Origin of the sequence: Paraburkholderia acidicola, from assembly GCF_002362315.1 — a bacterium.
Lineage (GTDB): Bacteria > Pseudomonadota > Gammaproteobacteria > Burkholderiales > Burkholderiaceae > Paraburkholderia > Paraburkholderia acidicola.
This window is the reverse complement of the sequence record NZ_MTZV01000004.1, coordinates 41,177-67,126: the sequence shown is the minus strand read 5'-3', so window position 1 is coordinate 67,126 and position 25,950 is coordinate 41,177. Positions and strand designations below refer to the sequence as shown.

Here is a 25,950-nt window from a genome sequence, read left to right as displayed (position 1 = left end):
CCATGAACAAAGACTCTTTAGGCAAACCCAGTGATCTGTTGTCAGGCGGTAGCCGCCATCATCAGATCCATCCCACGCTCGACGAAGCGCAACTGACGATAGTGGAGCGCTACGGCGAGCGGCGCAAGCTGAAGGCCGGCGATGTCCTTTATTCCGAAGGCGACCGGCACACGAGCATGTTCGCCATTCTGTCCGGCACTATCGAAGGGAGCAGGGGGTCCATTGACGGCCCCCGACTGCTTGGCATACATGGTCCCGGCAGTTTCACCGGCGAGGTTGGCACGCTCGCTGGCCGGGCAGCGGTGGCGACGGTGCGCGCCATCAGCGATTGCGAGGTCATCGTGATCGATGAGGAATCGCTGCACGCGCTCGTCATTGCGGAGGCGGAGTTGAGCGAGACGATCATGCGCGCCTATATCCTGCGCCGGGTCGCTTTCATCCAGGGCCAGCAAGTGGGCCTGATGGTGATTGGCAGTACGTCTTCGATCACCACGTTACGACTACGTCATTTTCTGAGCCGCAATGGTCAACCTGCGGCTTACTTCGATATCGTCGATCACAGCGAGGCCCAGGAACTGCTGACGCGCTATGACGCCACGGAAGCCGACATTCCGGTCGTGATCACACTGCAAGGCGTGGTGCTGAAGCAACCGAGCCATCGCGCTGTTGCGGATGCGATCGGCCTGAGTCCGGACCGGCTCGACGGCGAGCACTTCGACCTCGTGGTGGTGGGGGCGGGACCGGCAGGACTTGCTGCTGCGGTGTACGCCGCGTCGGAAGGATTGAAGGTCGCAGTGCTCGATGCCAAGGCCCCGGGCGGCCAGGCTGGCATGAGTTCGAAGATCGAGAACTACTTTGGTTTTCCTACGGGCATTTCCGGGCAGGCGCTGGCCGGCCGCGGCCTGTCGCAATGCCGCAAGTTCGGTGCCGAGGTGGGTGTGCCGATCGAGGCACTGACGATCGACTGTACCGATACCCAATCGTTTCACGTCGGTCTCAATCACAACGAGAGCGTTCACGCCCGCGCGATCGTGATTGCCACCGGTGCGCGCTACAGGAAGCCGGACCTTCCCCGTCTCGAGCATTTTGAGGGTCGCGGCGTCTACTACAGCGCGACCTTCATGGAAGGTGGGTTCTGCAAGAACGAAGAGTTGATCATCGTGGGTGGCGGGAATTCGGCGGGACAGGCTGCGGTATTCCTCGCGAGATTCGCGCGTCATGTGCATGTGGTGGTGCGTGGCGAAGGGCTCAGCGCGAGCATGTCGACGTATCTGATCCGGCGGATCGATGCGGCGGCCAACATCACGCTGCATACGAGAACGCGGATCGTCGAGTTGTGCGGCGAGTCGAGACTCGAGGGGATCCGGTGGGACCGGCAGGGGCAGATCGAAGATAAGCCTGTGCGGCACGTGTTCCTGTTCCTGGGCGCCGAACCCAACACTCGCTGGCTCGGCGATTGTGTCGCCGTGGACAAGGACGGGTTTGTGCTGACCGGTGCCGATACCGGCGAACACTGGACCGCAGACCGGCCACCGCACGATCTCGAGACCAGCCGGCCCGGCGTGTTTTCGGTGGGCGATGTGCGTAGCGGTTCGGTCAAGCGAGTGGCGGCCGCGGTGGGGGAAGGGGCGGCAGCGATTCAGGCGGTGCATCAATATCTTGCCCGGCCCTGACAACGTGGGTCGAGCATCGCGGGCGACAGGAGCGGCTGCGTGGCGCGCGCGATGTCTGCGTTCTCCTGCGCCCTGATCGATTGGCCCGGCAAATCGCCCGGTACAGTCCTGACGTGGGCGGCTGCGGTTGCCTTCCTCGCTGCAGCGCCGGGTCGGCATAATAACCGTCTGCATCAAAAACACGGAGACCCCACCGATGACCACACGCGCACTCTTTCGCGAAGACGCCTATCTCACGCACTGCGACGCCGCGATTACCGCGATCGACGAGCAGGGCATCCATCTCGATCAGACGGTGTTCTATCCGCTCGGCGGCGGCCAGGCCGGCGATGCCGGCACCCTGACGCTTGCCGACGGTACGCCCATCGCGATCGCCGATACGCGTAAGGCGAAGTTCGAAGGCGCGACCCCGGACGACGCAGTACATGTGCCCGCTCCGGATCAGGATGGATTGCTTGCGCGCCTGGCCGTCGGCGATCGCGTGACCGCGACGCTCGACTGGGCGCGCCGCTACCGGCACATGCGTCTGCATACCGCGAGCCATCTGATGTGCGCGGTACTGCCGTATCCGGTCGACGGTTGCAGCATCACGATCGACTATGCGCGGCTCGATTTCGCCACCGTCGAGCCGATCGAACGCGAGCTCGTCGAAGCGCGGCTCGCGGAACTGGTGGGCGGCGCGCACAGCGTCGCGACCGAATGGATCACCGATGAAGAAATGCAGCAGCGTCCCGAACTCGTGCGCACGATGAGCGTGAAGCCGCCGATGGGCCTCGGGCGTGTGCGGCTTCTGCGTATCGAAGGTATCGATCTGCAGCCGTGCGGCGGCACGCATGTGCGCAACACGCAGGAGATCGGCGCGTTGCGGGTCGCGAAGCTGGAGAAGAAGAGCGCGCGCACGCGTCGTCTCGTGCTGGAGTTCGCATGAGCAGCGATAGCGATGCTTTGCGGCCGGCGCACGCCGAGCGCATCGACGCTGCGCTCGATCCGCGTGCGCGCGACGTGCTCGAATGCTGGTTCGGTGCACCCGATGCCGCCGGTTTCGGCGAGCCGCGCAAGCAATGGTTCGCGCGCGATGCAGCCTTCGATACGATGCTGCGCGAACGCTTCGGCGTGTTGATCGATGCGGCCCGTGAAGGCGTGCTCGATGACTGGACGCGCACACCCTCCGGTGCGCTTGCGCTCGTCATCGTGCTTGACCAGTTCTCGCGCAATTGCCATCGCGGCACGGCGCTTGCATTCGCTGGGGATACGAAGGCGTTGCAAGTCGCAACCGCGATGGTGGCGCGCGGCGACGACCGGCAACTGCCGACCGTACATCACCGGGCGTTCGCTTATCTGCCGTTCGAACATGATGAATCGATGGCGAGCCAGCGCGAGTCGCTGCGGCTTTTCAAAGAACTCGACGCGCAGCCCGACGGTGCACGTGCCGAGTACTACCGGTTCGCGGTGCGCCATGCGGATGTGATCGAGCGGTTCGGACGCTTTCCGCATCGCAATGTGTCGCTCGGACGTTCTTCTACCGAAGCGGAAATTGCGTTCTTGCGGGAGCCGGGTTCTTCGTTCTAACCGGTTAGCCGTTTGCGTGCTTCGTGGTGTGTGCACGAAGACGCGTGGCGATTCGCCGGTGGCGCGTGCACGGGCGTGTCTGCGATCAGCCGCCCGCTGTAGTGCCGCGCGGTGTGCGCACGAACACGCGAAGTAACTCGTCGGCGTCGCTAGGGCGCGCACCCGACCAGAACAGTCGCCAGTCGCCAACCGGCGGCTGCGCGCCCGAACGAGGGCTATCCACGATGAGCCAGGTGCAGCCGGTAGCGTTGGTATCGGCAACCGGCACGTGCTCGATGCCGGCGAAGTAATACAGCATCGGTGCTTCCGATTCTCCGAGCCCGGCGCTCGCCATACAGTCGCCGTCGTGCCACTCGACTGCGAGTTTCGCGTGCAGGTCTTCGAACACCGAGCGATAGCTCTTCGCGACATCGAGCCACGGCAGCAGCAGTGTGCTCACGAGTCCCCACGCGACGATCGCGCCCAGACACCAGCTGAATACGCCGCGCCACTTGCCCGCGTGGCGGATGAACGGCAACAGCCACAGCCAGCCGATCGTCAATGCGAGTGCGCCGGCGATCAGACCCGGATGCATCGGCAGCACCCAGTCGAGCGGCAGCCAGCGACCGAGCCAGGCTAGCGAGGTGTGGGTATCGACGGGCCCGGTCACGATCGACCATACGATCCACACGAGCAACGCGAAGCCGCCGAACAGGATGCGGCTCGCCCCATCCCACACATCGTGCACGCGTTGCGGCAGGCGCTCGATGCCCTGGGCGGCGAGCAGCGCCAGCGGTGCGATGAACGGCAGGATATACAGCTCGCGTACGGTTGCCGACATCTGCAGCACAAGCAGACCGATGCCTGCGAACAGCAGCGGCAGCGCAACCTGCGGTTCGCGCACACGCCGCCATGCGCCCCGCGTAAGCGCGACGAGTGCGAATGGAATGACCGGGAAGCCGACGGTGAGCGCAGTACGCAGCACGAACCAGCGGCTGTCGGTTTCCGAGCCCAGCTGGTGCACCGAGAAGCCGAGGAAGCGCCCGATGTTGTTGTCCCACAGCCAGACCCTGAACAGCGTCTCCGACTGCAGATAGAAGAGCGTCGGCCAGATCAGTGCGAACGGCGCGAAAGCGAGTGCGGCGAGCGCAAGCGATCTGACGAAGCGGCGGCTGCGGCAGCCGGGACACAGCGCCACGATCGCGCAGAGCGTTGCGCCGAACACCAGCGGGACGAAGAGGCCTTTCGTCATCAGCGCGATGCCGACACCGGTGCCGAACATCAGCGCGGCGATGCGGCGTTTGCGTGACAGCGCAGTCGCTGACGCGTGCTGAAGCTCCACATCGGGCGATGTCTGTCGATGCAGCATCACCAGTTCGAACAGCCCGCAGAAGCCCAGCGCGGCTCCCGCCATCAACGCGACGTCGGTCATCATGTCGTGCGAATGTTTGACGACGACGAGCGAACTCGCGAACAGCGCAACGGTGCCGATCACGCGCAGGTCGAGCCAGTGCACGGCGCCGCTCGCGCGCCTGGCAAGACGCGCTGTGCAGCCAAGCGTCAGTGCGGCAAACAACGCGCTAGCGAGACGCGCGGCGTCATGCAGCGGCAGATAGCGGCCGAACATCCACGCGAGGCCCGCGGCGACCCAGTCATAGAGCGGCGGCTTTTCGACGAACGGTTGGCCCGCATTGGTGGGGATCACGAGGTCGCCCGTGTCGAGCATGTGCTGGACGATGCCGAACGTGTAGGTCTCGTCCTGCTTCCACGGATCGTGGCCGAGCGTGCCCGGCAGCAGCCAGGCGCAAACGATGGCGAGTACGGCAACCCACACGAACAGGCGCGATGCGGCGAGCGAGCGCAGCTGCTGCAGGCTCCACGGTCCAGCATCGGCTGGCAGCGATGACACGGGGGCAGCAAGTCGAACGTTAGCGGTACTTGCGGCGGCCGGTAGGTTTTCCGGCGCGCGGCGGGCAGCGCGTCTGCCTGCGCCGGATCGGTTGTCGGGCATCGAAAGATCTCGGGGCGGGGCGCGCAGTGGCATCGGCTGCGGTCCCCAGATGTTGCTGGCGTGTGCGCAAGACGCTGCGCTAGCGCAAAGATACGTATTTTAGGTGCGTGCCATTACCGATAATTGCAAATATCGTAATAATTGGATTGAAATTGGCAATTTCAGCGGCCTATTAGGCCTTTGAGAGACGCGAGTCGGTCTGTAGCCGACACAGCAAGGCGCGGGCAACCGCAGACACGGTCGCCGCAAACGAAGGGAAAGGAGAATGAATCAGCGGCCGCCGCTGACGTCGAGCAGCGTACCGCTCACGTAGGACGACGCATCGGTCAGCAGCCAGACAATCGCTTCAGCGACCTCGTCTGCGCTGCCGGGCCGTCCAAGCGGCGTCTGTGCGCCGAGTTGCGCGGCGCGCTCGGGCTTGCCGCCGCTTGCGTGAATCTCGGTATCGATGAGACCGGGGCGCACCGCGTTGACTCGCACGCCGCGCGGCCCGAGTTCTTTCGCGAGGCCGAGCGTCAGCGTATCGATCGCGCCTTTGGAGCCCGCGTAATCGACATATTCGTTCGGCGATCCAAGGCGCGCAGCCGCCGACGACAGATTGACGATCGCACCCCCCGCGCCGCCACGATCGGTCGACATGCGACGCGCGGCTTCGCGGGCGCACAGATAGGCGCCAAACACATTGACGTCGAACATGCGCTTCAGGCGTGCCGCGTCCATGTCGGCTAGCGGCATCGACGGGGCGACGATGCCGGCATTGTTGACGAGTGCGCTGATGCGGCCAAAGGCGTTTTCGGTTGCATCGAACATCGCGATGACGGCGGCTTCATCGGCCACGTCGCCGGCAATCGCCACGGCCTGGCCACCGGCGCGCTCGACTTCCTCGACCGTGACCCGCGCAGCGTCGGCATCGTGCCGATAGTTGACCCCGACCGACCATCCGAGCGCACCGAGCGCGCGTGCCGTCGCACGGCCGATACCGCGGCTCGCACCGGTGATCAGAACAACCTTGGACATGAGCGATCTCGCTGGAGAAGGAAAGGGAGAGGAAGCGGAGAGGGGCACATCGAGCGCCCCGTGCCGTGCGCAGCCGTCGCGGCTTATACCGCGTTACGCGTTTGAACCCACTTGTCGGCCACGATCGGCTGATGGTGCTGCAGCTTGCCGATCAGCGCTGTCGGGTCGCTGTCGACCTGCAGCATATCGAGGTAGGTCTGCCGCATGAAGCCTTCCTGCACCGTGTGCTCGAGCATCGCGATCAGCGGATCGTAGAAGCCGTCGATGTTCAGCACCGCGACCGGCTTCTGGTGATAGCCAAGCTGCGCCCACGTATAAGCCTCGAACAGCTCTTCGAGCGTGCCCACACCGCCCGGCATCGCGACGAACGCATCCGAGAGATCGGCCATCATCTTCTTGCGATGATGCATGTCGGGCACGACGTGCAACTCGGTCAGGCCCCGGTGGCCGATTTCCTTGCTGACCAGCAGTTCGGGAATGATGCCGATCGCGCGGCCACCTGCTTCCATCACCGTATCGGCGATTGTCCCCATCAGGCCGACCTTGCCGCCGCCATAGATGAGCGCGAGATCGTGCTCGACGAGCGCGCGGCCGAACGCACGGGCCGCCTCGACATACAGCGGGCGGGCGCCGCTCGATGAGCCGCAATACACACACACTGACTTCATGTTCTACACATCCTTCGGTTCGTTACGCGGTGCCGCGCCTTCCTTGGGCGGCAGATAGTCGTAGAACTCACGCTTGGGCAGTTTGCCCGACACCAGATCGTCGAAGATCTGCCGCGAGCGGCCGCGCAGATACGGCGCCATCAGCGAGACCACCTGCACGCTCACCTGGTCGAGTTCGTTGCGGATCGCCTGCTGGTCGTTGTACTTGCGCGGATTCATCACGAACTGATACGACAGCCAGTAGGTGGCGATGACGCCGATATTGGTGGCGATCACCTGAATCTCTTCGGGTGTCGCGATCATTTCGCCGTCGGTGACGAGCTGTTCGCAGAACTGGCTCGCGAAGCGCACCTTGTGACTGATGATCTGCTTGAAGTGGGTTTCGAGGGTCCGGTTGCGCGCGAGGAGGTCGTTCAGATCGCGATACAGGAAGCGATAACGCCATGTGAAATCGCTCATGTACTGGAGATACGACCACATTTCATCGATAGTCGCGCGGTGATTGTCCGGAAAACGCAGACGCTTTTCGATCTCCTGCTCGAACTGGCTGAAGATGCTGTTGATGATGTCGTCTTTGTTGCGGAAGTGGTAGTACAGGTTGCCCGGACTGATCTCCATTTCCTCGGCGATCGTCGTCGTCGTGACGTTGGGCTCGCCAATGTCGTTGAAAAGCTTCAACGACAGTTCGAGAATCCGTTCTCGGGTGCGACGGGGAGGTTTGGCTTCCATGACGTCCGGCCCTGGTTTCGCCGGGCTGGCACGTAGCGGCGAGCCGTTGCTGCCGCTGTTGCAAAAGCCACCCGGACACGGTTGGTATGTAAGAGTATCGGACGATTATAAACCGACCGTTCTCTTTCCAGTCCGCGATTCCGGGTTTTCCTTCGACAACGTAGCCCACGGGTGTGCTTTAACGCATGTCAGCGCAGGGGCCCGTGCAGGGTCAGCGCAGATGTCACACCAGGCTCGCAATCCAGTGCCACGCCAGCGGGCCGACCAGCAGCGCCCACGTCATCACGCAGATGCACAGCGCGACCGTCACCGCAGCGCTACCGAAATCCTTCGCGCGTCGCGACAGTTCGTGGCGCTCGAGCGAGATGCGGTCGATGGCCGCTTCGACGCTCGAATTGAGCAACTCGACGATTAGCACCAGCAGCACCGAGCCGAGTAGCAGCACGCGCGCGACCGGCTCGACGGGCACCAGCACGCCGCACGGCAGCAGGATCGCGGCGAGCGTCAGCTCCTGGCGAAATGCGCTCTCCTCACGAATCGCCACCCGAAAGCCGGCCAGCGAATTTTTCAGCGCGTGCCAGGCGCGTGTGACGCCGCGGTTGCCTTTATACGGATTGAACGGCAACGGTGCGAGCGGATCGTCGGGGCCGAGGGGTTCGTGAGGGTCGTGTGCGTGGTGGGAGTCGGGCGTCGCTTGCGCGTGATTCGGGTCCGGCCGCGTGACCCGGTGTATCGACGCGACATGCGGTCGCGCCATCCCTTCGGCGGGTGCCGTACCGTTGGGCGCGTCGTCGCGCACATCGTCGAACGGCTCGGCAGCTTGCATGTCGCCCGTGTCACGTTGGGCCGGCGAAGTTCTGGCTCGCATCGAGGGCGCCTTGTTCACGCGGCGGCGCTATTCTCGGCGAACGATTCGCGCTGCAGCGGCTTCAGGTGCGCGGCGAACTGGGCCGACGCAGCGGCCCACGAGAAACGCTCGGCCCATGCGCGCGCATGCTGGCGATCGATCTTCAACGCTTCGAGGCACGCTTCGCGCAGATCCTCGTGCATCGCGCCCGCACCGCCGGTACCGAGCACGTCGATCGGACCCGTCACCGGGTAGGCCGCGACCGGCGTGCCGCACGCCAGCGCTTCGAGCAGCACGAGCCCGAACGTATCGGTGCGACTCGGGAACACGAACACATCCGCGGCGGCATACACCTTCGCGAGTTCCGCCTGGGTCAACACACCGAGATAGTTCGCCTGCGGGTAGCGCGACTTCAGCTCGGCCAGCGCGGGCCCTTCGCCGGCGACCCACTTCGAACCTGGCAGATCGAGCTTCAGGAAGGCTTCGACATTCTTCTCGACAGCAACGCGTCCGACGTACAGAAAGATCGGCCGTGCACTGTTGAGCACCTTCGACTCCATCTGATGAAAGATCTCGAGGTCGACGCCACGGGTCCACAGCACGACGTTGGTGAAGCCGAACTTTTCGAGGTCGGTCTTGACGACCGGCGTCGGTGCCATCACGGCGAGCGACGCCTTGTGAAACCAGTGCAGGAAGCGATACGTCGCGGCGAGCGGAATGCCGAAGCGGGCCTGCACGTACTCGGGAAAGCGCGTGTGATACGCGGTCGTGAAGGGCAGCTTGTGCGCGAGTGCATAGCGGCGCGCGGCGAGCCCGAGCGGTCCTTCGGTCGCGATGTGCAGCGCGTCCGGCGCGAACTCGTCGATGCGCCGGCTCAGCTTGCGCTTCGGGAACAGCGACAGCAGGATCTCCGGATACGTCGGGCACGGAATCGTTTTGAATTCGAGCGGCGTGAGCAGTTCGACGCGGTGGCCGAGCGCGATGAGTTCACGCGTGGTGTTCTTCAGCGTACGCACGACGCCGTTGACCTGCGGTTCCCACGCATCGGTGACGATCATGATCTTCATCGGTTCTGGCCCAGTCGAAGTGAATCGGGGTAAAGAGGAGTCACGCAGAAAAATCACGCAGTAGCGGTGGCCTTTTGCACGCTGGCTTCGGGCGAGCGCATCACGGTCCAGTAGATCACCTTGAGTTCGCCTTCGAACGTCTCGACGAGCGCGGACAGGCTTTCCACCCAGTCGCCGTCGTTGCAGTACAGGACCCCGTCGATGTCGCGGATCTCCGCCTTGTGGATGTGCCCGCAAACCACACCGTCGCAGCCGCGGCGACGTGCTTCGTCGGTCATCACGCGTTCGAATGACGAGATGAAGTTCACCGCGTTCTTCACCTGATGCTTCAGGTACTGCGACAGAGACCAGTACTGGAAGCCGAAGCGGCTGCGGATGCGGTTGAACCAGCGGTTCAGCACGAGGATCAGCGTGTACAGCGTGTCGCCGAGATAGGCGAGCCACTTCGCATGCTGGATCACGCCGTCGAACAGATCGCCGTGCACGATCCACAGGCGTTTGCCCGCGAGCGTCGTGTGGAACGCTTCGCCGCGCACGTGGATGTCGCCGAACGCGAGGTCGCAGAACTGCCGCGCGGCTTCGTCGTGATTGCCTGGAATGTAGACGACCTGGGTGCCCTTGCGCGCCTTGCGCAGGATCTTCTGCACGACGTCGTTGTGCGCCTGCGGCCAGTACCAGCCTTTCTTCAGCTGCCAGCCGTCGATGATGTCGCCGACGAGGTACAGGTACTCGGATTCGTTGTGGCGCAGGAAGTCGAGTACATAGGGTGCCTGGCAGCCGCTGGTGCCGAGGTGAAGGTCGGACAGCCAGATGGTCCGGTAGCGATGCGAGGCTTCGACGTCTTCGTCGTGATGCGCCTCATGCGCGGCGGGTATCTCGGGCGGAAGCGGCAGCGGCAGGGCGCTGCCAGGAGAGGAGTCTGGGCGGAACGCGACGGGGTCGACGCTCGGGCCAATCTGGCGGAACAGGGAAGTCGCGGACGTTTTGGAGTCCATGGCTCACGCGTCGAGTTGCAGTACCCGCATTGCGCCATTGACGCGTGACTGTGCCGTGACAGTCACGAGAAGTTCTTATTACGCTGTCGCGCCTGTGCGACGGTGCATCGAAGCGTGGATGCGTCGGGAAAGACGCGGACGCGTGAAACGCAGAGAGAGAACCGCGAACGACAGCAGGCTAACGCGTCACCGTCACGATCCGCGTACCGGCTAGCCGGTCGTGCAGGAATTGCCGTTGTGCGCCGAACAGCCCGCTCGCCGCCCAGACGACGAACCACACGCCGGCGATCATCAAGGTTTGCGGCAGCTTGAGCCCGAGCAGCGGATGCAGCGCGAGCGGCGGCAGGAACCACAGCCACGCGAGTGCGTAGCGTATGACCGCACGCAATGCGGACAGCTGCGCACCTGTTGCATCGACGACGCGCAGGCGCCAGGTTTTCATCGGTAGCGTCTGGCCGCCGTGGGTCCAGAACCAGACGAAATACGCGCCGACGACAAACCCGATCCATGCAGCGAGCAGGTTGTGATGCGTGAGGCCGTTGCGCTGCTGCGTCAGCGTGCTGAACAGGTAGCCCGCGATAAACACGATGCCGAACAGGATCACACCTTCATAGGCCATCGTGGCGAGCCGGCGCCGCACGGTCGGCGCGATCAGGAGGGTGTCGGGCAAGGCGGAGACAGCGGTGGAAGAGTCGGTCACGAGCGGGAGCGGGGGGAGCAGATCAGGAACCGTTGAAAATGGACGGCGCCTCGGATGGAGAAACCGGAATCGGCGTTGCAGGCACGGCACTTCCCGCATTCGGGATGGCCGCAGCGCCCGGTAGCAGCGCGCCGGCTCCCGACGCGCCGTTAGCCGGCAGCACGCCGCTTGCACCGTGTTGCTTCGCGTTGATCAGACGATCGAGATCCGTGACTTCGCTCTTGCCGGAGGGCGGCGCACTGACGACGCTCGGCCGCCGTTTATGCTCGCTGGCGGCGAGCCGCTCCTTCTGTTCTTCCGGTAATTGCTGGTAAGCCTTCCACGCCTTCTGGCGCGCTTCGCGCGGCAGTTCTTTGGAGACCTGGTAATTTTCGCGGGCGACGCGCCGCTGCTCCGGGGTCATCCGGGCCCATTCCGCCATGCGGTCATGCAGCTCCTTTTGCGCGTCCGGCGACAGCTTCGAATAGCGCGACGCGATTTTCAGCCACTTGCGGCGGCGCGCGTCGCTGAAGGTGTCCCACTGGCCCGCAAACGGCGCGAGCGCGAGGTGTTCGGCATCGCTCAGGCGCGACCACGCGAGCGGGTTGTTGTTGCTCGGTAGACGGGGGAGTTCGACGGATAGTGATGGCGCGCCCGGTTTCACGGGCGGCACGCCTCGCGAGGCCGCTGGCGGCGAGCTTGGGTAGAAGCGCGGAAAGGTGGCGGCGAACGCCACCAGGGCAGCGATTGCGCATCCGAAGACAACGGCGAGGCCGCGCTTGTAACTCACCCGTAGAGTCTCCCGCTCAGCGCGCGCGCGAAAGATACGCGTTGAAACCGTGATCGAGATATGCGTTGAGCGGCAGGTCGTCGCTCAGCATGGCTGCATCGATGTCCGCGAGTTCCGCGGTGCGTTGCTGGTCTTCCCAGTAGCCGATCGCCACGAGGCCGACCACCAGTGCGACGAGCGGCCACGCAAGCGCGAAGCGGCGCAGGCGCGACGGCCGGCGTTGCGGGTCCGATACGGGACCTGCCGATGGGACACCGGCGAAAGCGGGCACGAACACAGGTGCGGCGATCGGTTCCGGTTTTCTGCGAGCGAGTGCGGTGCGACGCGCGAGAGCGAGTCGGTCGACAGTGGCGGGCGAGATGCTGGCGGCGCTTTCGTCAAGCGCACGACGCACCTGCCGCGCAAACTCGAGTTCTTTGGTTTCGAGAGCGGAGCTCATAGCGTAATTCCTTTGGCCTTGAGCGCGTGCGCCAGCGTGTGAGTGGCCCGGGAGCAGTGTGTTTTCACACTGCCTTCGGAGCAGCCCATTGCAGCGGCAGTCTCGGCGACATCCATATCCTCCCAGTAACGCATCAGAAACGCCTCCCGTTGACGTGCCGGTAACTTTTGGATCTCGTCGTCGATCAACTGCAGGATCTGTTCGCGTTCGATTTTCTGCTCGCCGCTCTCGGCGCCAACCGAACCATCCTGGGATTCGAACGTTTCGAGGAGGTCGAATTCGTCATCGTCGGCGCTGCCGAGCGACGAAAACAGACTGACCCACGTGTTGCGCACCTTCTGGCGACGGAAATAGTCATGCGTCGCATTCTGGAGAATACGCTGAAACAGCAGCGGCAACTCGGCGGCAGGGCGATCGGCGTATTTTTCGGCGAGCTTGATCATCGCATCCTGCACGATATCGAGCGCGGCGTCGTCGTCCCGCACGGCGTAGACCGTTTGCTTGAACGCGCGCCTTTCGACGCCCGCCAGAAAGTCGGCGAGTTCCTTGTCTGATGCCATCCGTTGGGGATTAGCGCAGCGATCGTGCGCGTAAACGTTCGAAAAATGTCGTAAAACCCGCGGATGCTAGCAAATTTTCGCGGTGCCGGGTTGGAACACCGCACCAACGGCCTCTGTTGGTGGGCGTAACGAAAGAAAAACGAAAGCGTACGGTAAATCACGCGGTTCCGCTGAGGCCACCTGTAACACGTCGTCCAGTCCGCCAGAGCACGCGCCGAGCGCGCTTCTTACCGGCTTTCGCGCGCTTTACGCCGCGCTGCCGCAAAAAACGGCAACAATGACTTGACCGCGACACGGGCAGCAGATATCGTCGCTGGTTCGCAATATAAGTGACTGTCTCAATTGAGGTGTAGCCCAAGAAGCTCGCCTGTCAACTGGACGCGCCGCTTGAACCCGAGCCACAAGCCCGGCAGAGAGCACCCGATCAATTTTTTGCCGAAAATTCGAAAGGTGAACAATGAATATGCCCAGCGCGGAATTCTCCACGTCGGATACCACTCCCTCCCACGAATCTGAATCCATCGGCGCCACCGTGCTCATGAAGGCACTGGCCGACGAAGGCGTTGAATTCGTCTGGGGTTATCCCGGCGGCTCGGTACTCTACATCTACGACGAGCTGTACAAGCAGGACAAATTCCAGCACATCCTCGTGCGCCACGAGCAGGGTGCCGTCCATGCGGCGGATGCCTATGCGCGCTCGACCGGCAAGGTCGGCGTGTGCCTCGTGACTTCCGGCCCCGGTGTTACCAATGCGGTGACCGGTATCGCCACCGCCTACATGGATTCGATTCCGATTGTCGTGATCAGCGGCCAGGTGCCGACGGCCGCGATCGGTCAGGATGCGTTCCAGGAGTGCGATACGGTTGGTATCACGCGGCCCTGCGTGAAGCACAACTTCCTCGTGAAGGACGTGCGCGATCTCGCGGCAACGGTCAAGAAGGCGTTCTTCATCGCACGTACCGGCCGGCCCGGCCCCGTGCTGATCGACATTCCGAAGGATGTGTCGAAGACGCCGTGCCGCTATGAGCCGCTCAAGACCGTCTCGCTGCGCTCGTACAACCCCGTCACCAAAGGCCACTCCGGCCAGATCCGCAAGGCCGTCGCACTGCTGCTGACGGCAAAGCGTCCGTATATCTATACCGGCGGCGGGATTATCCTGGCCGACGCATCGCGCGAGCTGAACCAGTTCGCCGATCTGCTCGGCTACCCGGTCACGAATACGCTGATGGGACTTGGCGGCTATCGCGCGTCGGACAAGAAGTTTCTCGGCATGCTCGGCATGCACGGTACGTACGAAGCCAACATGGCGATGCAGCACTGCGACGTGCTGATCGCGATCGGTGCGCGCTTCGACGACCGCGTGATCGGCGATCCGGCGCACTTCGCGTCGCGGCCGCGCAAGATCATTCACATCGATATCGATCCCTCGTCGATTTCCAAGCGCGTGAAGGTCGACATTCCGATCGTCGGCGACGTGAAGGAAGTGCTGAAGGAGCTGATCGAACAGTTGCAGGTCGCCGAACATGGACCGGACACCGCGGCGCTCGCCGACTGGTGGAAGGACATCGAAGCCTGGCGTGCCAAAGACTGCCTCAAGTTCGACCGCAAGAGCGAGATCATCAAGCCGCAGTACGTGGTGGAAAAGGCGTGGGAGCTGACTGACGGCAACGCGTTCGTGTGTTCCGACGTCGGCCAGCATCAGATGTGGGCCGCGCAGTTCTATCGCTTCAACAAGCCGCGCCGCTGGATCAACTCCGGTGGTCTCGGCACGATGGGCTTCGGCCTGCCGGCGGCGATGGGCGTGAAGATGGCGCACCCTGACGACGACGTGCTCTGTATCACCGGCGAAGGCTCGATCCAGATGTGCATTCAGGAGCTCTCGACCTGCAAGCAGTACGAGACGCCCGTGAAGATCATTTCGTTGAACAACCGCTACCTGGGCATGGTGCGCCAGTGGCAGCAGATCGAATACAGCAAGCGCTATTCTCATTCGTACATGGATGCGCTGCCCGATTTCGTGAAGCTCGCCGAAGCGTACGGCCACGTCGGCATGCGCATCGAAAAGACGTCCGATGTGGAGCCGGCGCTCAAGGAAGCGCTGCGTCTGAAGGATCGCACAGTGTTTCTCGATTTCCAGACCGATCCAACCGAAAACGTCTGGCCGATGGTTCAGGCCGGCAAGGGCATCACGGAGATGCTGCTCGGTTCGGAAGACCTGTAACGCGGCGTGCCGCGCGAAGCCCCGTGTCCGCGTCTTCATAAAAGACGCGCTCACACGAAGGCGGCGCGGAGCGTGTGCAACAGGTTGCTCATCGACTCTGGATTAATCGGAACATTCGCGAGAACGCACTATGAGACACATTATTTCCGTGCTGCTGGAAAACGAACCGGGCGCGCTGTCGCGCGTGGTCGGTCTTTTTTCCGCACGCGGCTACAACATCGAAACCTTGACGGTGGCCCCGACCGAAGACCATTCGCTGTCGCGCATGACCATCGTTTCCATTGGCTCGGACGACGTGATCGAACAGATCACGAAGCATCTGAACCGCCTGATCGAGGTGGTGAAAGTGGTCGACCTGACTGAGGGCGCCCACATCGAGCGTGAGCTGATGTTGATCAAGGTAAGGGCGGTCGGCAAGGAGCGTGAGGAGATGAAGCGGATGGCGGATATTTTCCGCGGCCGCATCATCGACGTCACCGAAAAGACCTATACGATCGAACTGACGGGCGCGAGCGACAAGCTCGACGCGTTCCTCGAAGGACTCGACGCTACTGCGATTCTCGAAACTGTCCGCACCGGCGGCTCGGGTATCGGGCGCGGCGAGCGCATCCTGAAGGTGTGACGTCGTATCGATCGGGGCCGGGGTGCGTATCTGAAGTATCCGCAGTATCTGCAACCCCGGCCGTGCAGCACCCAACGCAGCATTCCGCAGTATTCGAATTTCACTGATTTTGTATATCGCCAAGGAACAGACATGAAAGTTTTCTACGACAAGGACGCCGACCTCTCCCTCATCAAAGGCAAGCAGGTCACGATCATCGGTTACGGCTCGCAAGGCCACGCGCACGCGCTGAACCTGAAGGACAGCGGCGTCAACGTGACGGTCGGCCTGCGTAAGGGCGGTGCTTCGTGGAGCAAGGCCGAGAACGCCGGCCTCACGGTCAAGGAAGTCGCAGAAGCAGTGAAGGGCGCGGACGTCGTGATGATGCTCCTGCCCGACGAGCAGATCGCCGACGTGTACAGCAAGGAAGTGCACGCCAACGCGAAGCAGGGCGCGGCCCTCGCGTTCGCGCACGGCTTTAACGTCCACTACGGCCAGGTGATCCCGCGTGCTGACCTTGACGTCATCATGATCGCGCCGAAAGCGCCGGGTCATACGGTGCGCGGTACGTACACGCAAGGTGGCGGCGTGCCGCACCTGATCGCGGTGGCACAGGACAAGTCGGGCGCGGCTCGCGACATCGCGCTGTCGTACGCCGTGGCAAACGGTGGCGGCCGTGCCGGCATCATCGAAACCAACTTCCGCGAAGAAACCGAAACCGATCTGTTCGGCGAACAGGCCGTGCTGTGCGGCGGTACCGTCGACCTGATCAAGGCTGGCTTCGAAACGCTGGTGGAAGCGGGCTATGCGCCGGAAATGGCGTACTTCGAGTGCCTGCACGAACTGAAGCTGATCGTCGACCTGATCTACGAAGGCGGCATCGCGAACATGAACTACTCGATCTCGAACAACGCCGAATACGGCGAATACGTGACGGGTCCGCGCATCATCACCGAAGAAACTAAGAAGGTGATGAAGGACGTCCTGAAGGACATCCAGACCGGCGAGTACGCGAAGAGCTTCATCATCGAGAACCGCGCCGGTGCGCCGACGCTGCAATCGCGCCGTCGCCTGACGTCCGAGCACCAGATCGAACAGGTCGGTGCAAAGCTGCGCGCGATGATGCCGTGGATCGCGAAGAACAAGCTGGTCGACCAGTCGAAGAACTAAGGCTGCATGTCGTTCCGGGCCGGTGCGCGAGACGTTTTGCGTACCGGTTCGCGTAAAAAGCCGTCCAGGCGTGCTGAACCCTGGACGGCTTTTGCTATCCTACGGTTTTACAAAAATACAGAAGCCAATCATGAATTACCCTCATCCGATCATTGCGCGCGAAGGCTGGCCGTTTATCGCTATCGCGGCCGTTGCGGCGCTGCTGATCCATGCCGTCGCGGGGTTTGGCTTCGCATGGATCTTCTGGCTGCTGCTGATTTTCGTCGTGCAGTTCTTCCGCGATCCGGCGCGACCCATTCCCACCCAGGCGAATGCGGTGCTGTGCCCGGCCGACGGCCGTATCGTCGCGGTCGAAACCACACGTGACCCGTACGCCAATCGTGACGCGCTGAAGATCAGCGTGTTTATGAACGTGTTCAATGTTCACTCGCAACGCTCGCCGGTAGATGGCGCGATCTCGAAGGTCGAGTATTTTCCGGGCGCCTATCTGAACGCAGCCGTCGACAAAGCCTCGCTCGAAAACGAACGCAATGCGGTCGTCATCAATACGGCCAGCGGCCACACGGTCACGTCGGTGCAGATCGCCGGTCTGATCGCGCGCCGCATCCTCTGCTACGTGCGGGCGGGCGAACCGCTCACGCGTGGCCAGCGTTACGGTTTCATCCGCTTCGGTTCGCGCGTCGACGTGTACCTGCCGGTCGGCAGCCGTCCGCGCGTCTCGATCGGCGAAAAGGTCTCTGCCTCGTCGACGATCCTCGCCGAACTATAAGTCGGCATAAGGAGCTTTCGATGGCCGCATTCAAACCGCGCCGGCCCCGTCGCAGCAGCGCTCCGCTGCCGCGACCGTTCCGCCGCAACAAGCCGGTCGGACAGGAGCCGGTGGTTTCGGAGAGCCGCCGGGCCGCGCGCCAGCAGTTCCTGCGCAAGCGCGGCATCTACCTGCTACCCAATGCGTTCACGACCGCTGCGCTTTTTTGCGGCTTCTTCGCCGTCGTGCAGGCGATGAACGTGCGCTTCGATGTCGCGGCGATCGCGATTTTCGTCGCGATGGTGCTCGACGGTATGGATGGCCGCGTCGCACGCATGACGCACACGCAAAGCGCATTCGGCGAGCAGTTCGACAGCCTGTCGGACATGGTGTCGTTTGGCGTCGCGCCCGCGCTCGTGATGTACGAGTGGATCCTGAAGGACCTTGGGCGCTGGGGCTGGCTGGCGGCGTTCGTCTACTGCGCCGGTGCGGCGCTGCGGCTCGCGCGTTTCAACGCGAACATCGGCGTCGTCGACAAGCGCTTCTTCCAGGGGATGCCGAGCCCGGCTGCAGCGGCCTTGATCGCCGGTTTCGTCTGGCTGGCTACCGACAACCGCGTCCCGCTCCAGCTCTTCTGGTTGCCGTGGGTCGCGTTCGCGCTGACGGTCTACGCCGGTGTGACGATGGTGTCGAATGCGCCGTTCTACAGCGGCAAGGCGCTCGATGTCCGGCATCGCGTGCCGTTCGCGGCCATCCTGCTCGTCGTGGCCGCGTTCGTGCTGGTGTCGTCCGACCCACCGTTGATGCTGTTCGGCCTGTTCGTGCTGTACGGTCTGTCGGGTTATGTGTTCTGGGGTTGGCAGGTCGCGCGCGGCCGCTTGAATCCGGCCCGCTCGTCGCAGCGCGAGCACTGAACGGCGCGCCTGCGGCGGCGTGAACACCCGAATTCCATCTTTTACTATTATTCCTAGACGATCCCCCACGGAGCCGAGACATGGCAGACAAGCTCATCATTTTCGACACGACGTTGCGCGACGGCGAACAGTCGCCCGGTGCGTCGATGACGAAGGAAGAAAAAATCCGTATCGCGAAGCAGCTCGAACGGATGAAGGTCGACGTGATCGAAGCCGGCTTCGCGGCCAGTTCGAACGGCGACTTCGATTCGATCCACACGATCGCATCGATGATCAAGGACAGCACGGTGTGCTCGCTGGCCCGCGCGAACGACAAGGACATCCAGCGCGCGGCCGATGCGTTGCAGCCCGCCGATCACTTCCGCATCCATACGTTTATCGCAACGTCGCCGTTGCATATGGAAAAGAAGCTGCGCATGACACCGGACCAGGTGTTCGAGCAGGCAAAGCTAGCTGTGCGCTTCGCACGCAAATTCACCGACGATGTCGAGTTCTCGCCTGAGGATGGCAGCCGCTCCGATCTCGACTTTCTGTGCCGCGTGCTGGAAGCGGTGATCGCCGAAGGCGCGACGACCATCAATATCGCCGACACGGTCGGCTACGGCGTGCCGGAACTGTACGGCAATCTCGTGAAGACACTGCGCGAACGCATTCCGAATTCGGACAAGGCGGTGTTCTCCGTGCACTGCCATAACGATCTTGGAATGGCGGTGGCGAATTCGCTGGCGGGCGTGCAGATCGGTGGCGCGAGGCAGGTGGAATGCACGATCAACGGGCTGGGCGAGCGCGCGGGCAATACGTCGCTCGAAGAAATCGTCATGGCCGTGCGTACGCGCAAGGACTACTTCGGCCTCGAACTCGGCATCGATACGACGCAGATCGTGCCGGCTTCGAAACTCGTCTCGCAGATCACCGGTTTTGTCGTGCAACCGAACAAGGCCGTGGTCGGGGCCAACGCATTTGCGCACGCGTCCGGGATTCACCAGGACGGCGTGCTGAAGGCGCGCGATACCTACGAAATCATGCGTGCCGAAGACGTGGGCTGGAGTGCGAACAAGATCGTGCTCGGCAAGCTGTCGGGCCGCAATGCATTCAAGCAGCGCTTACAGGAACTGGGTATCTCGCTCGACAGCGAAGGCGAGCTGAATGCGGCGTTCGCGCGCTTCAAGGAACTCGCGGACCGCAAGGCCGAGATCTTCGACGAGGACATCATCGCGATCGTCACCGAAGAGTCCGCCGAAGCGCAGGAAAGAGAGCACTACAAGTTCGTGTCGCTGTCGCAGCATTCGGAAACCGGCGAACAGCCGCAGGCGCGGATCGTGTTTTCGGTCGACGGCAAGGAAGTGGCCGGCGACGCGAAGGGCAACGGTCCGGTCGACGCGACGCTGAATGCGATTGAATCGGAAGTGGGCAGCGGTTCCGAGTTGCTGCTGTACTCGGTGAACGCGATCACGACTGGCACTCAGGCGCAGGGCGAAGTAACGGTGCGGCTGTCGAAGGGCGGCCGTATCGTGAACGGCGTCGGTACCGATCCGGATATTGTTGCGGCATCGGCGAAGGCGTATATCTCCGCGCTCAACAAGCTGTACTCGAACGTGGACAAGCTGAACCCGCAGCGTTCGTAATCGGTGGGGCGGCGATTGCCCCTGACGATTGAATCAACCCCGCGTGTCGTGGAACGACGAACGCGGGGTTTTTCACATCTGCGGTGTGCGCGTGCGTGATTAGCGCGCGTTACTCCGCCGCTTCACGGCGCCACATCCATTCGCGTCCGGTGCGACGCGCAGCACGTACGGGTTGCCGCACATCGACGGCGATCGCGCGACGTGGTGCATCGGCGACAAACCGCTCGATCAACTCGCGCACGTCGTGATCGACGAAATCGGCACGCATTGCATCGACGATTAGCGTTGCGCCGTCGGGAATCTGCTGCAAATAACGCTTGAGCGATACCTTGCCGAGAAACGACACGTCCTTGCGGAACGACAGCAGATAGTGGTCGTCGTGCTGCGCGAGCGTGATCGGTCGCTGCAGGTTCGCGTGGAGCGCGAGCAGGACGCTGCAGAGCATGCCGAGCACGATGCCGATCAGCAGGTCGGTCGCGAACACGCCGACGAGCGTCACGATGAACGGCGCAAACGCCGCGAAGCCCTGTTTGGCGATTGCGGCGAACAGCGACGGCTTCGCAAGCTTGATGCCGGTGAAGATCAGGATCGCGGCAAGACAGGCCAGCGGGATCAGATTGATGACGCTCGTCAGTGCAAACACGCTGACGAGCAGCAATACGCCGTGGATGACCGCCGACAGCCGGCTCTGCGCGCCCGCATGGACGTTCGCGGAACTGCGTACGATCACCGACGTAATCGGCAATCCACCGATTGCGCCTGCTATCAGATTGCCCACACCCTGTGCTTTCAGCTCGCGATCCGGCGGCGCGGCGCGACGCTTCGGATCGATCTGCTCGACGGCTTCGAGACTTAGCAGCGTCTCGAGGCTGGCAACGATGGCGAGCGTCATCGCGACACGCCACACATCGGGATTGGCGAGTTGAGCGAGATTCGGACCGAAATCGGCGAGCGCGAGTGCCGAACGCAACGCCGCGAACGACTCGAGCACCGGCAACGCGACGCGATGCTCGGCCGGTAGTGCGAATGCCGGGGCAACGGCGCCGAGGATGAGCGTTGCGGCAATTCCGAGTAGCACGACAGCGAGCGGCGCGGGCATCGCGCGCACCAGCGCGAAGCGGCGCAGTGCCGGGGTTTCCCAAGCCGCGAGCAATGCAAGCGACAGCACCGCAAGCGCACAGGCCGCGAGCGACAACGCACCGAACGGCGTGGCGATGGCGCCGGCCATCTGCGCGGTTGTCGCGCCGTCGGTTCCCGCCGTGATCCCAAGCGCAAACGGGATCTGTTTGACGATCAGCAGCAGGCCGATCGCCGCGAGCATGCCTTTGATAACCGGCGAGGGCACATAAGCGGCAAGCCGTCCCGCCTTCAGCATGCCGAAACCGAACTGGATCACGCCCGACAGCAACACCGCGAGCAGAAACGCCGGAAAACTGCCGAGCCGCGCAATGCCATCGACGACGATCACAACGAGCCCCGCGGCGGGCCCACTGACGCTGAGCCGTGAGCCGCTCAACGCAGCAACGACCAGACCGCCGACGATCCCGGAGACCAGCCCCGCGAACGGTTCGACGCCGGATGCATTGGCGATGCCGAGACACAACGGCAGCGCGACGAGAAACACGACGGTGCCCGCGAACAGATCGCGCGGGAACGTGGAGAAGCGAAGTCTGGCGTTCATGGTGTCGAGTGGAGTAGGTGGTGTGGGTGGATTGGGTGGTCGGAAATGGATGTCGGCGATAGCAGAGCGAGCGTTCCCACCCGGCTGTTCCTGCAGAGGAACAGCCGGTGCGTTAAACGGATGGGGCTACCGCGGCGGATCAGACGTCGTTGCTTACCGCCTGCGGCAAGGTTGCCTGTGCGCGCGGGGTCGATTCAGCCGGGTTGTCGGAGTAACCATCGACGATGACTTTCAGTCGCCCGTCTTCGAGCGAGAAAACCCAACCGTGGACGAGCGGTGGCTTGTCCATGCCGCGGACGATCGGGCTGGCGCGCAACTGACGCACCTGTTCGAGCACGTTCAGTTCGGCGAGGCGGTTCACGCGGCTGGCTTCGGAAGGCAGTAGGCCGAGTTCGTCGCGATGCGTGTGCGCGAGCGTGCAGAGCGGTGCGATGCGGCGGTTCACATGGGGTAGTTCGGGCGCCAACGGCAACAATGCCGCGCGCACGCCGCCGCAACCGTAGTGACCGCAAACGATCACATGGCCCACCTTCAGCACGCGCACCGCGTACTCGAGCACGCTCGCGCCGTTGTCGTCGTCGGGATCGAACAGGTTGGCAATGTTGCGATGGACGAACAGGTCGCCGGGCTCGCAGTGTGTGATGGTTTCGGCGGGGACCCGGCTGTCGGAGCAGCCGATCCACAGCACGTGAGGATTCTGGCCTTGTGCCAGACCGGTGAAGACCTGCGGGTCGCGGGCGGCGGCTTCCCGCGCCCAGGCGATATTGGCGACCAGCATGCGTTTGGGGCGATCCATCGAGGGCAACTCCATCTGGGAGGCGGTGCGACGAACCTGTCCGGGACAGGTGTGGGGGACGTCGGTACCGCGTCAAACCTTACCAATAGCTTTCTATCGAAAAAATATTGGCGTGTCAGAGAAAAAAATCGCGGCTCATGCGACATAAATAAAAAAAAGCCGCCTCTACATCCCGGTTAACGGTTGTCGCTCCAGCGACCCGGCGATACGCCGCTTGCCTTCTTGAAATGACGATTGAAGTGACTCTGGTCGGTAAAGCCGCTTGTTGCAGCAACTTCGGTTGCCGACATGCCGGCCCGCAGGGCATCGCGTGCGCGGGATAGTCGAACCTGGTTGCGCCAGGCATGGGGCGCCATGCCGACTTCGCGCGTGAAGATTCTCGCCGCATGGAACTTGGACAATCCGACGGTGCTGGCGAGTTCGGAGAGATCGAGCGGTGCACTCAATTCATCGAGCATGCGCGTTTTCATTCGTTCGACGCGCGCGCCGTCGCGGCTCACCGGCCGGGACGGCGGGCGTAGCCTCGCGTGGCGCGTGAGCAGGGTCGAAACGGCGTCGAGCAGCGCATACTCGGCGGCGAGCAGGTCACTGCTCACTTCCAGCGTGCGGTGAGCCAGCAGGGCGCGCCTGACCAGGTCGGCATCCTTAATGATGTCCGTGTTGAACCACGGTGTGGCGTGTCGGGAGAGACCTGTCTCGCTAGCTACGGTCTGTACGAAATCGACCGGTAGGTAGAAGGTGCGACATTGCCACCCGGCGTCGCCCGCGCTCGATCCGGTGTGGATCTCCCCAGGGTTGATGATGGGCAACGAACCCGCATCGGCGACGAACCGCGTGCCGCGATAGTCGTAACGTTCAGCGCCTTGCTCGATGACCGACACGGTGTACGCGTCATGCCAGTGGGGCGAGTAGACGTGATCGGTGAATCGCGCCGTCACCATGTCGCCACCGGGAATCAGCGCGGAGCGCCAGTAGTGAGCGTCGTTTCGAGAGGTCGCGTTCGTCATGTTCGAATCATCCGCCCATCCGGACCGCTGCCGTCAGAACAGACTACGGCGATCCGGATCGTGCAACGGGTCCGGCGTTTTCTGCGTGAGTCGCACGATGCCCTGCTCGTCGAAATAGAAGCTGTACATCATGTACCAGACGTTGTCTTCGAGGTAGCGGTAGGTCCAGACTTCTTTCTTCATCAGCGGGAAATACGAGGTTTCCTCCGGGCGTCCGAAATTGACGAGCACGTCGTTCTTCGTCCACTTGCCGATTTCCGCGCGATAGAACTCGTTGGGCTGCAGCACCTGGCGCACGTTGAGGATCTTGCCGGAGGCATCGATATCGGCGGCGGTCGTGGTTTCGCCCATCGGCTGGGTCGGCCACATCAGCCGTTTGCCGCCGTTCGGCAGGTCGTAGACTTCGCGCGGCGGCCCGAGGCCGGTCACGATCGTCGACTGGTCCTCGCCCGGCTGAAAACGTTGCCACGGTTGTGCGCAGCCGGCCAGCGCCAGTGCGCTCAGGCAGGCTGCTGCGGCGCGCCGCAACCGCGCACGCGGCGCCGATGAAAGACGGGTAGACATGAATTCCTCCGATGACATTCGATAGCAGGCTCGCGATATCGAGATGCAGTATTTTGACACGCGGCCCGACAAAAGACCGGCGCGCCGCGCGTTCGCTTGCCCTCGCGCCCGGCGGTGTCCTATGATCCGCGCTCTGAGGGATCGAGCGGAGCGACAGATGGGATTCGGGTGGCGGGAAAGGACGCAACGCGGAATGCGCGGCGAAGGGCGCGGTGAGGCACGCTGCGGCCGTGCTGCGCTGGCCGCGGTGGCAACTCTGGCGCTATTGGCGGCATCAGCGGCATCAGCGGCATCAGCCGCTCAGGCGGAGGCGGCACAGGCAGTACAGGCAGCGACAGCAAAACAGCCGGCACAGCCCACCGGCAAGCCGGTCCAGCTCGCGCTAATCGAAGGAATGTCCGGCCCCTTCGCCAACGCCGGCGCAGCGGTCGAGCGCAACCTGCGCTTCGGCATCGAGCAGGTGAACGCACGCGGCGGCGTCAAGCTCAACGACGGCGCGCATCCGCTCGAACTCGTCGTGCTCGACAGCAAGGGCAGCACCGAAGAAGCGCTGGTCCAGCTACGCGCTGCCGCGGACCGCCATATCGGCTTCATCCTGCAGGGCAACAGCTCGGCGGTTGCGGCGGCGCTGCTCGGGGCGATCGACCGGCAGAACACCCGCGAGCCCGACAACCGCGAACTGTTCCTCAACTATTCCGCCGACGATCCCGCCCTGACGGACGCGAGCTGCAGTTTCTGGCATTTCCGCTTCGATGCGCACGCGGGCATGCGCATCGACGCACTGGCGGACGTGATCGAGCACGACCCGTCGGTGAAAAAGGTCTATCTGCTGAATCAGGACTACAGCTTCGGCCATGACGTGAGCCGGCTGGCGCGTACGGCGCTGGCGGCCAAACGCCCCGACATCGCGGTGGTCGGCGACGAATTCCACCCGATCGGCCGCGTCAAGGATTTCGCGCCCTACATCGCGAAGATCCGTGCGAGCGGCGCCGATGCGGTCGTGACGGGCAACTGGGGCAACGATCTGACCTTGCTGGTGAAAGCGGCGCGCGAGCAGGGGCTGAACACCCGGTTCTACACGTTCTACGGCAACAGCCTGGGCGCACCGGCGGCGCTTGGCGATGCGGGTGTGAAGCGCGTGCTCGCGGTCGCCGACTGGCACCCGAACGCGGGCGGCACGGCATCGGACGCGTGGTATCGCGCGTACCGCGCCCGCTTCCCGGCGGCCCAGGACGACTACCCGGTGCTGCGCATGGAACTGTTGGTCGAAATGCTCGCCGCGGTGCTGAGCAAGGCCGGCAGCGCTGAGCCGGTGGCGGTGGCGCGGACGCTCGAAGGGATGAAATTCGATAACGGCTTCCACCCGATGTGGATGCGCGCCGACGATCACCAGGTTATCCAGCCCCTTTATGTGATGGAGATGGACAAGGCCGGCACGCCGGGCGTGCACTTTGACAACGAAGGCTCTGGATACGGCTTCCGGACGGTGCTGGCGCTGCCGCCGGAGCGCACCGTACCGCCGACCGTCTGCCGGATGCAGCGGCCGTAACCACAGGGGTTCGCCGTACGATCGTGCTGTGCTACAATGCGCGCTTCGTTG

General features: G+C 63.3%; 25 protein-coding genes. 10 read left to right on the top strand and 15 right to left on the bottom strand.

From position 1 onward, the window contains the following. Positions 1–2 precede the first annotated feature (2 nt). From BWP39_RS10530 to BWP39_RS10520, 3 genes are all read left to right on the top strand, one after another. On the top strand, positions 3–1,673 hold the full coding sequence (locus BWP39_RS10530) for an FAD-dependent oxidoreductase (protein WP_096719857.1): 1,671 nt from the start codon (positions 3–5) through the stop codon (positions 1,671–1,673). A 196-nt stretch (positions 1,674–1,869) separates the two neighbouring features. Beyond that, on the top strand, positions 1,870–2,601 hold the full coding sequence (locus BWP39_RS10525; RefSeq protein ID WP_096719855.1) for an alanyl-tRNA editing protein: 732 nt from the start codon (positions 1,870–1,872) through the stop codon (positions 2,599–2,601). After that, the gene (locus BWP39_RS10520; RefSeq protein WP_096719853.1) at positions 2,598–3,242 is read left to right on the top strand and encodes a DUF924 family protein; all 645 of its coding nucleotides are present in this window, start codon (positions 2,598–2,600) and stop codon (positions 3,240–3,242) included. The genes BWP39_RS10525 and BWP39_RS10520 overlap by 4 nt, the downstream gene beginning before the upstream one ends. An 85-nt stretch (positions 3,243–3,327) precedes the next feature. On the opposite strand, the gene BWP39_RS10515 is transcribed toward BWP39_RS10520, so the two are convergent. From BWP39_RS10515 to BWP39_RS10465, 11 genes are all read right to left on the bottom strand, one after another. Then, positions 3,328–5,232 (bottom strand): ArnT family glycosyltransferase, encoded by a 1,905-nt coding sequence (locus BWP39_RS10515; RefSeq protein WP_235851413.1) that lies wholly within the window; start codon positions 5,230–5,232, stop codon positions 3,328–3,330. Between the two features lie 270 nt (positions 5,233–5,502). Further along, positions 5,503–6,249 (bottom strand): SDR family oxidoreductase, encoded by a 747-nt coding sequence (locus BWP39_RS10510; protein ID WP_096719849.1) that lies wholly within the window; start codon positions 6,247–6,249, stop codon positions 5,503–5,505. A gap of 83 nt (positions 6,250–6,332) precedes the next feature. Beyond that, the gene (locus BWP39_RS10505) at positions 6,333–6,917 is read right to left on the bottom strand and encodes an LOG family protein (protein WP_096719847.1); all 585 of its coding nucleotides are present in this window, start codon (positions 6,915–6,917) and stop codon (positions 6,333–6,335) included. Between the two features lie 3 nt (positions 6,918–6,920). Next, positions 6,921–7,646 carry a TetR/AcrR family transcriptional regulator gene (locus BWP39_RS10500; protein ID WP_096719845.1) on the bottom strand — a complete coding sequence of 242 codons (726 nt, stop codon included), beginning with the start codon at positions 7,644–7,646 and terminating at the stop codon, positions 6,921–6,923. A gap of 223 nt (positions 7,647–7,869) precedes the next feature. Then, positions 7,870–8,514, bottom strand: coding sequence for a diacylglycerol kinase (locus tag BWP39_RS10495; RefSeq protein ID WP_235851412.1), 645 nt, complete (start codon positions 8,512–8,514; stop codon positions 7,870–7,872). A gap of 14 nt (positions 8,515–8,528) precedes the next feature. Beyond that, the gene (locus BWP39_RS10490) at positions 8,529–9,560 is read right to left on the bottom strand and encodes a glycosyltransferase family 4 protein (RefSeq protein ID WP_091018354.1); all 1,032 of its coding nucleotides are present in this window, start codon (positions 9,558–9,560) and stop codon (positions 8,529–8,531) included. Positions 9,561–9,613: 53 nt separating this feature from the next. Continuing rightward, positions 9,614–10,555 (bottom strand): UDP-2,3-diacylglucosamine diphosphatase, encoded by a 942-nt coding sequence (locus BWP39_RS10485; protein WP_096719843.1) that lies wholly within the window; start codon positions 10,553–10,555, stop codon positions 9,614–9,616. Positions 10,556–10,733: 178 nt separating this feature from the next. Then, entirely contained in the window at positions 10,734–11,255 is a 522-nt protein-coding gene (locus BWP39_RS10480; RefSeq protein ID WP_207556739.1) for an RDD family protein, read from the bottom strand. Between the two features lie 22 nt (positions 11,256–11,277). Beyond that, a complete protein-coding gene (locus BWP39_RS10475) occupies positions 11,278–12,024 on the bottom strand; it encodes a DUF3106 domain-containing protein (protein WP_096719839.1) in 747 nt (248 codons plus the stop codon). Between the two features lie 16 nt (positions 12,025–12,040). Next, a complete protein-coding gene (locus BWP39_RS10470) occupies positions 12,041–12,463 on the bottom strand; it encodes a DUF3619 family protein (protein WP_096719836.1) in 423 nt (140 codons plus the stop codon). Beyond that, positions 12,460–13,023, bottom strand: a complete 564-nt coding sequence (locus BWP39_RS10465) for an RNA polymerase sigma factor (protein ID WP_091018345.1) — start codon at positions 13,021–13,023, stop codon at positions 12,460–12,462. The genes BWP39_RS10470 and BWP39_RS10465 overlap by 4 nt, the downstream gene beginning before the upstream one ends. 457 nt (positions 13,024–13,480) lie before the next feature. On the opposite strand from BWP39_RS10465, the gene BWP39_RS10460 reads away from it, so the two are divergent. From BWP39_RS10460 to BWP39_RS10435, 6 genes are all read left to right on the top strand, one after another. Further along, positions 13,481–15,244, top strand: coding sequence for an acetolactate synthase 3 catalytic subunit (locus BWP39_RS10460; protein ID WP_096719834.1), 1,764 nt, complete (start codon positions 13,481–13,483; stop codon positions 15,242–15,244). A gap of 130 nt (positions 15,245–15,374) precedes the next feature. Then, a complete protein-coding gene (gene ilvN / locus BWP39_RS10455; RefSeq protein WP_091018340.1) occupies positions 15,375–15,866 on the top strand; it encodes an acetolactate synthase small subunit in 492 nt (163 codons plus the stop codon). Positions 15,867–15,998: 132 nt separating this feature from the next. Beyond that, positions 15,999–17,015: a ketol-acid reductoisomerase gene (gene ilvC / locus BWP39_RS10450; RefSeq protein WP_096719832.1), complete on the top strand. Its 1,017-nt coding sequence runs from the start codon at positions 15,999–16,001 to the stop codon at positions 17,013–17,015. A gap of 130 nt (positions 17,016–17,145) precedes the next feature. Then, positions 17,146–17,784, top strand: a complete 639-nt coding sequence (locus BWP39_RS10445) for a phosphatidylserine decarboxylase (protein ID WP_091018336.1) — start codon at positions 17,146–17,148, stop codon at positions 17,782–17,784. A 20-nt stretch (positions 17,785–17,804) separates the two neighbouring features. After that, on the top strand, positions 17,805–18,677 hold the full coding sequence (gene pssA, locus BWP39_RS10440) for a CDP-diacylglycerol--serine O-phosphatidyltransferase (protein ID WP_096719830.1): 873 nt from the start codon (positions 17,805–17,807) through the stop codon (positions 18,675–18,677). Positions 18,678–18,757: 80 nt separating this feature from the next. Beyond that, the gene (locus BWP39_RS10435; RefSeq protein ID WP_096719828.1) at positions 18,758–20,302 is read left to right on the top strand and encodes a 2-isopropylmalate synthase; all 1,545 of its coding nucleotides are present in this window, start codon (positions 18,758–18,760) and stop codon (positions 20,300–20,302) included. Between the two features lie 109 nt (positions 20,303–20,411). Here BWP39_RS10435 and BWP39_RS10430 read toward each other — a convergent pair whose 3' ends face one another. The 4 genes from BWP39_RS10430 to BWP39_RS10415 all read right to left on the bottom strand — a co-directional run bounded on the left by BWP39_RS10430 (position 20,412) and on the right by BWP39_RS10415 (position 24,350). Beyond that, on the bottom strand, positions 20,412–21,983 hold the full coding sequence (locus BWP39_RS10430; protein WP_096719826.1) for a SulP family inorganic anion transporter: 1,572 nt from the start codon (positions 21,981–21,983) through the stop codon (positions 20,412–20,414). Positions 21,984–22,122: 139 nt separating this feature from the next. Further along, positions 22,123–22,779 carry a carbonic anhydrase gene (locus tag BWP39_RS10425; RefSeq protein ID WP_096719824.1) on the bottom strand — a complete coding sequence of 219 codons (657 nt, stop codon included), beginning with the start codon at positions 22,777–22,779 and terminating at the stop codon, positions 22,123–22,125. Positions 22,780–22,955: 176 nt separating this feature from the next. Further along, on the bottom strand, positions 22,956–23,786 hold the full coding sequence (locus BWP39_RS10420) for an AraC family transcriptional regulator (RefSeq protein WP_096719822.1): 831 nt from the start codon (positions 23,784–23,786) through the stop codon (positions 22,956–22,958). Positions 23,787–23,819: 33 nt separating this feature from the next. Then, a complete protein-coding gene (locus BWP39_RS10415) occupies positions 23,820–24,350 on the bottom strand; it encodes a hypothetical protein (protein WP_096722404.1) in 531 nt (176 codons plus the stop codon). A 193-nt stretch (positions 24,351–24,543) separates the two neighbouring features. On the opposite strand from BWP39_RS10415, the gene BWP39_RS10410 reads away from it, so the two are divergent. After that, positions 24,544–25,899: a branched-chain amino acid ABC transporter substrate-binding protein gene (locus BWP39_RS10410; RefSeq protein WP_096719820.1), complete on the top strand. Its 1,356-nt coding sequence runs from the start codon at positions 24,544–24,546 to the stop codon at positions 25,897–25,899. The last annotated feature ends 51 nt before the right edge of the window (positions 25,900–25,950 follow it).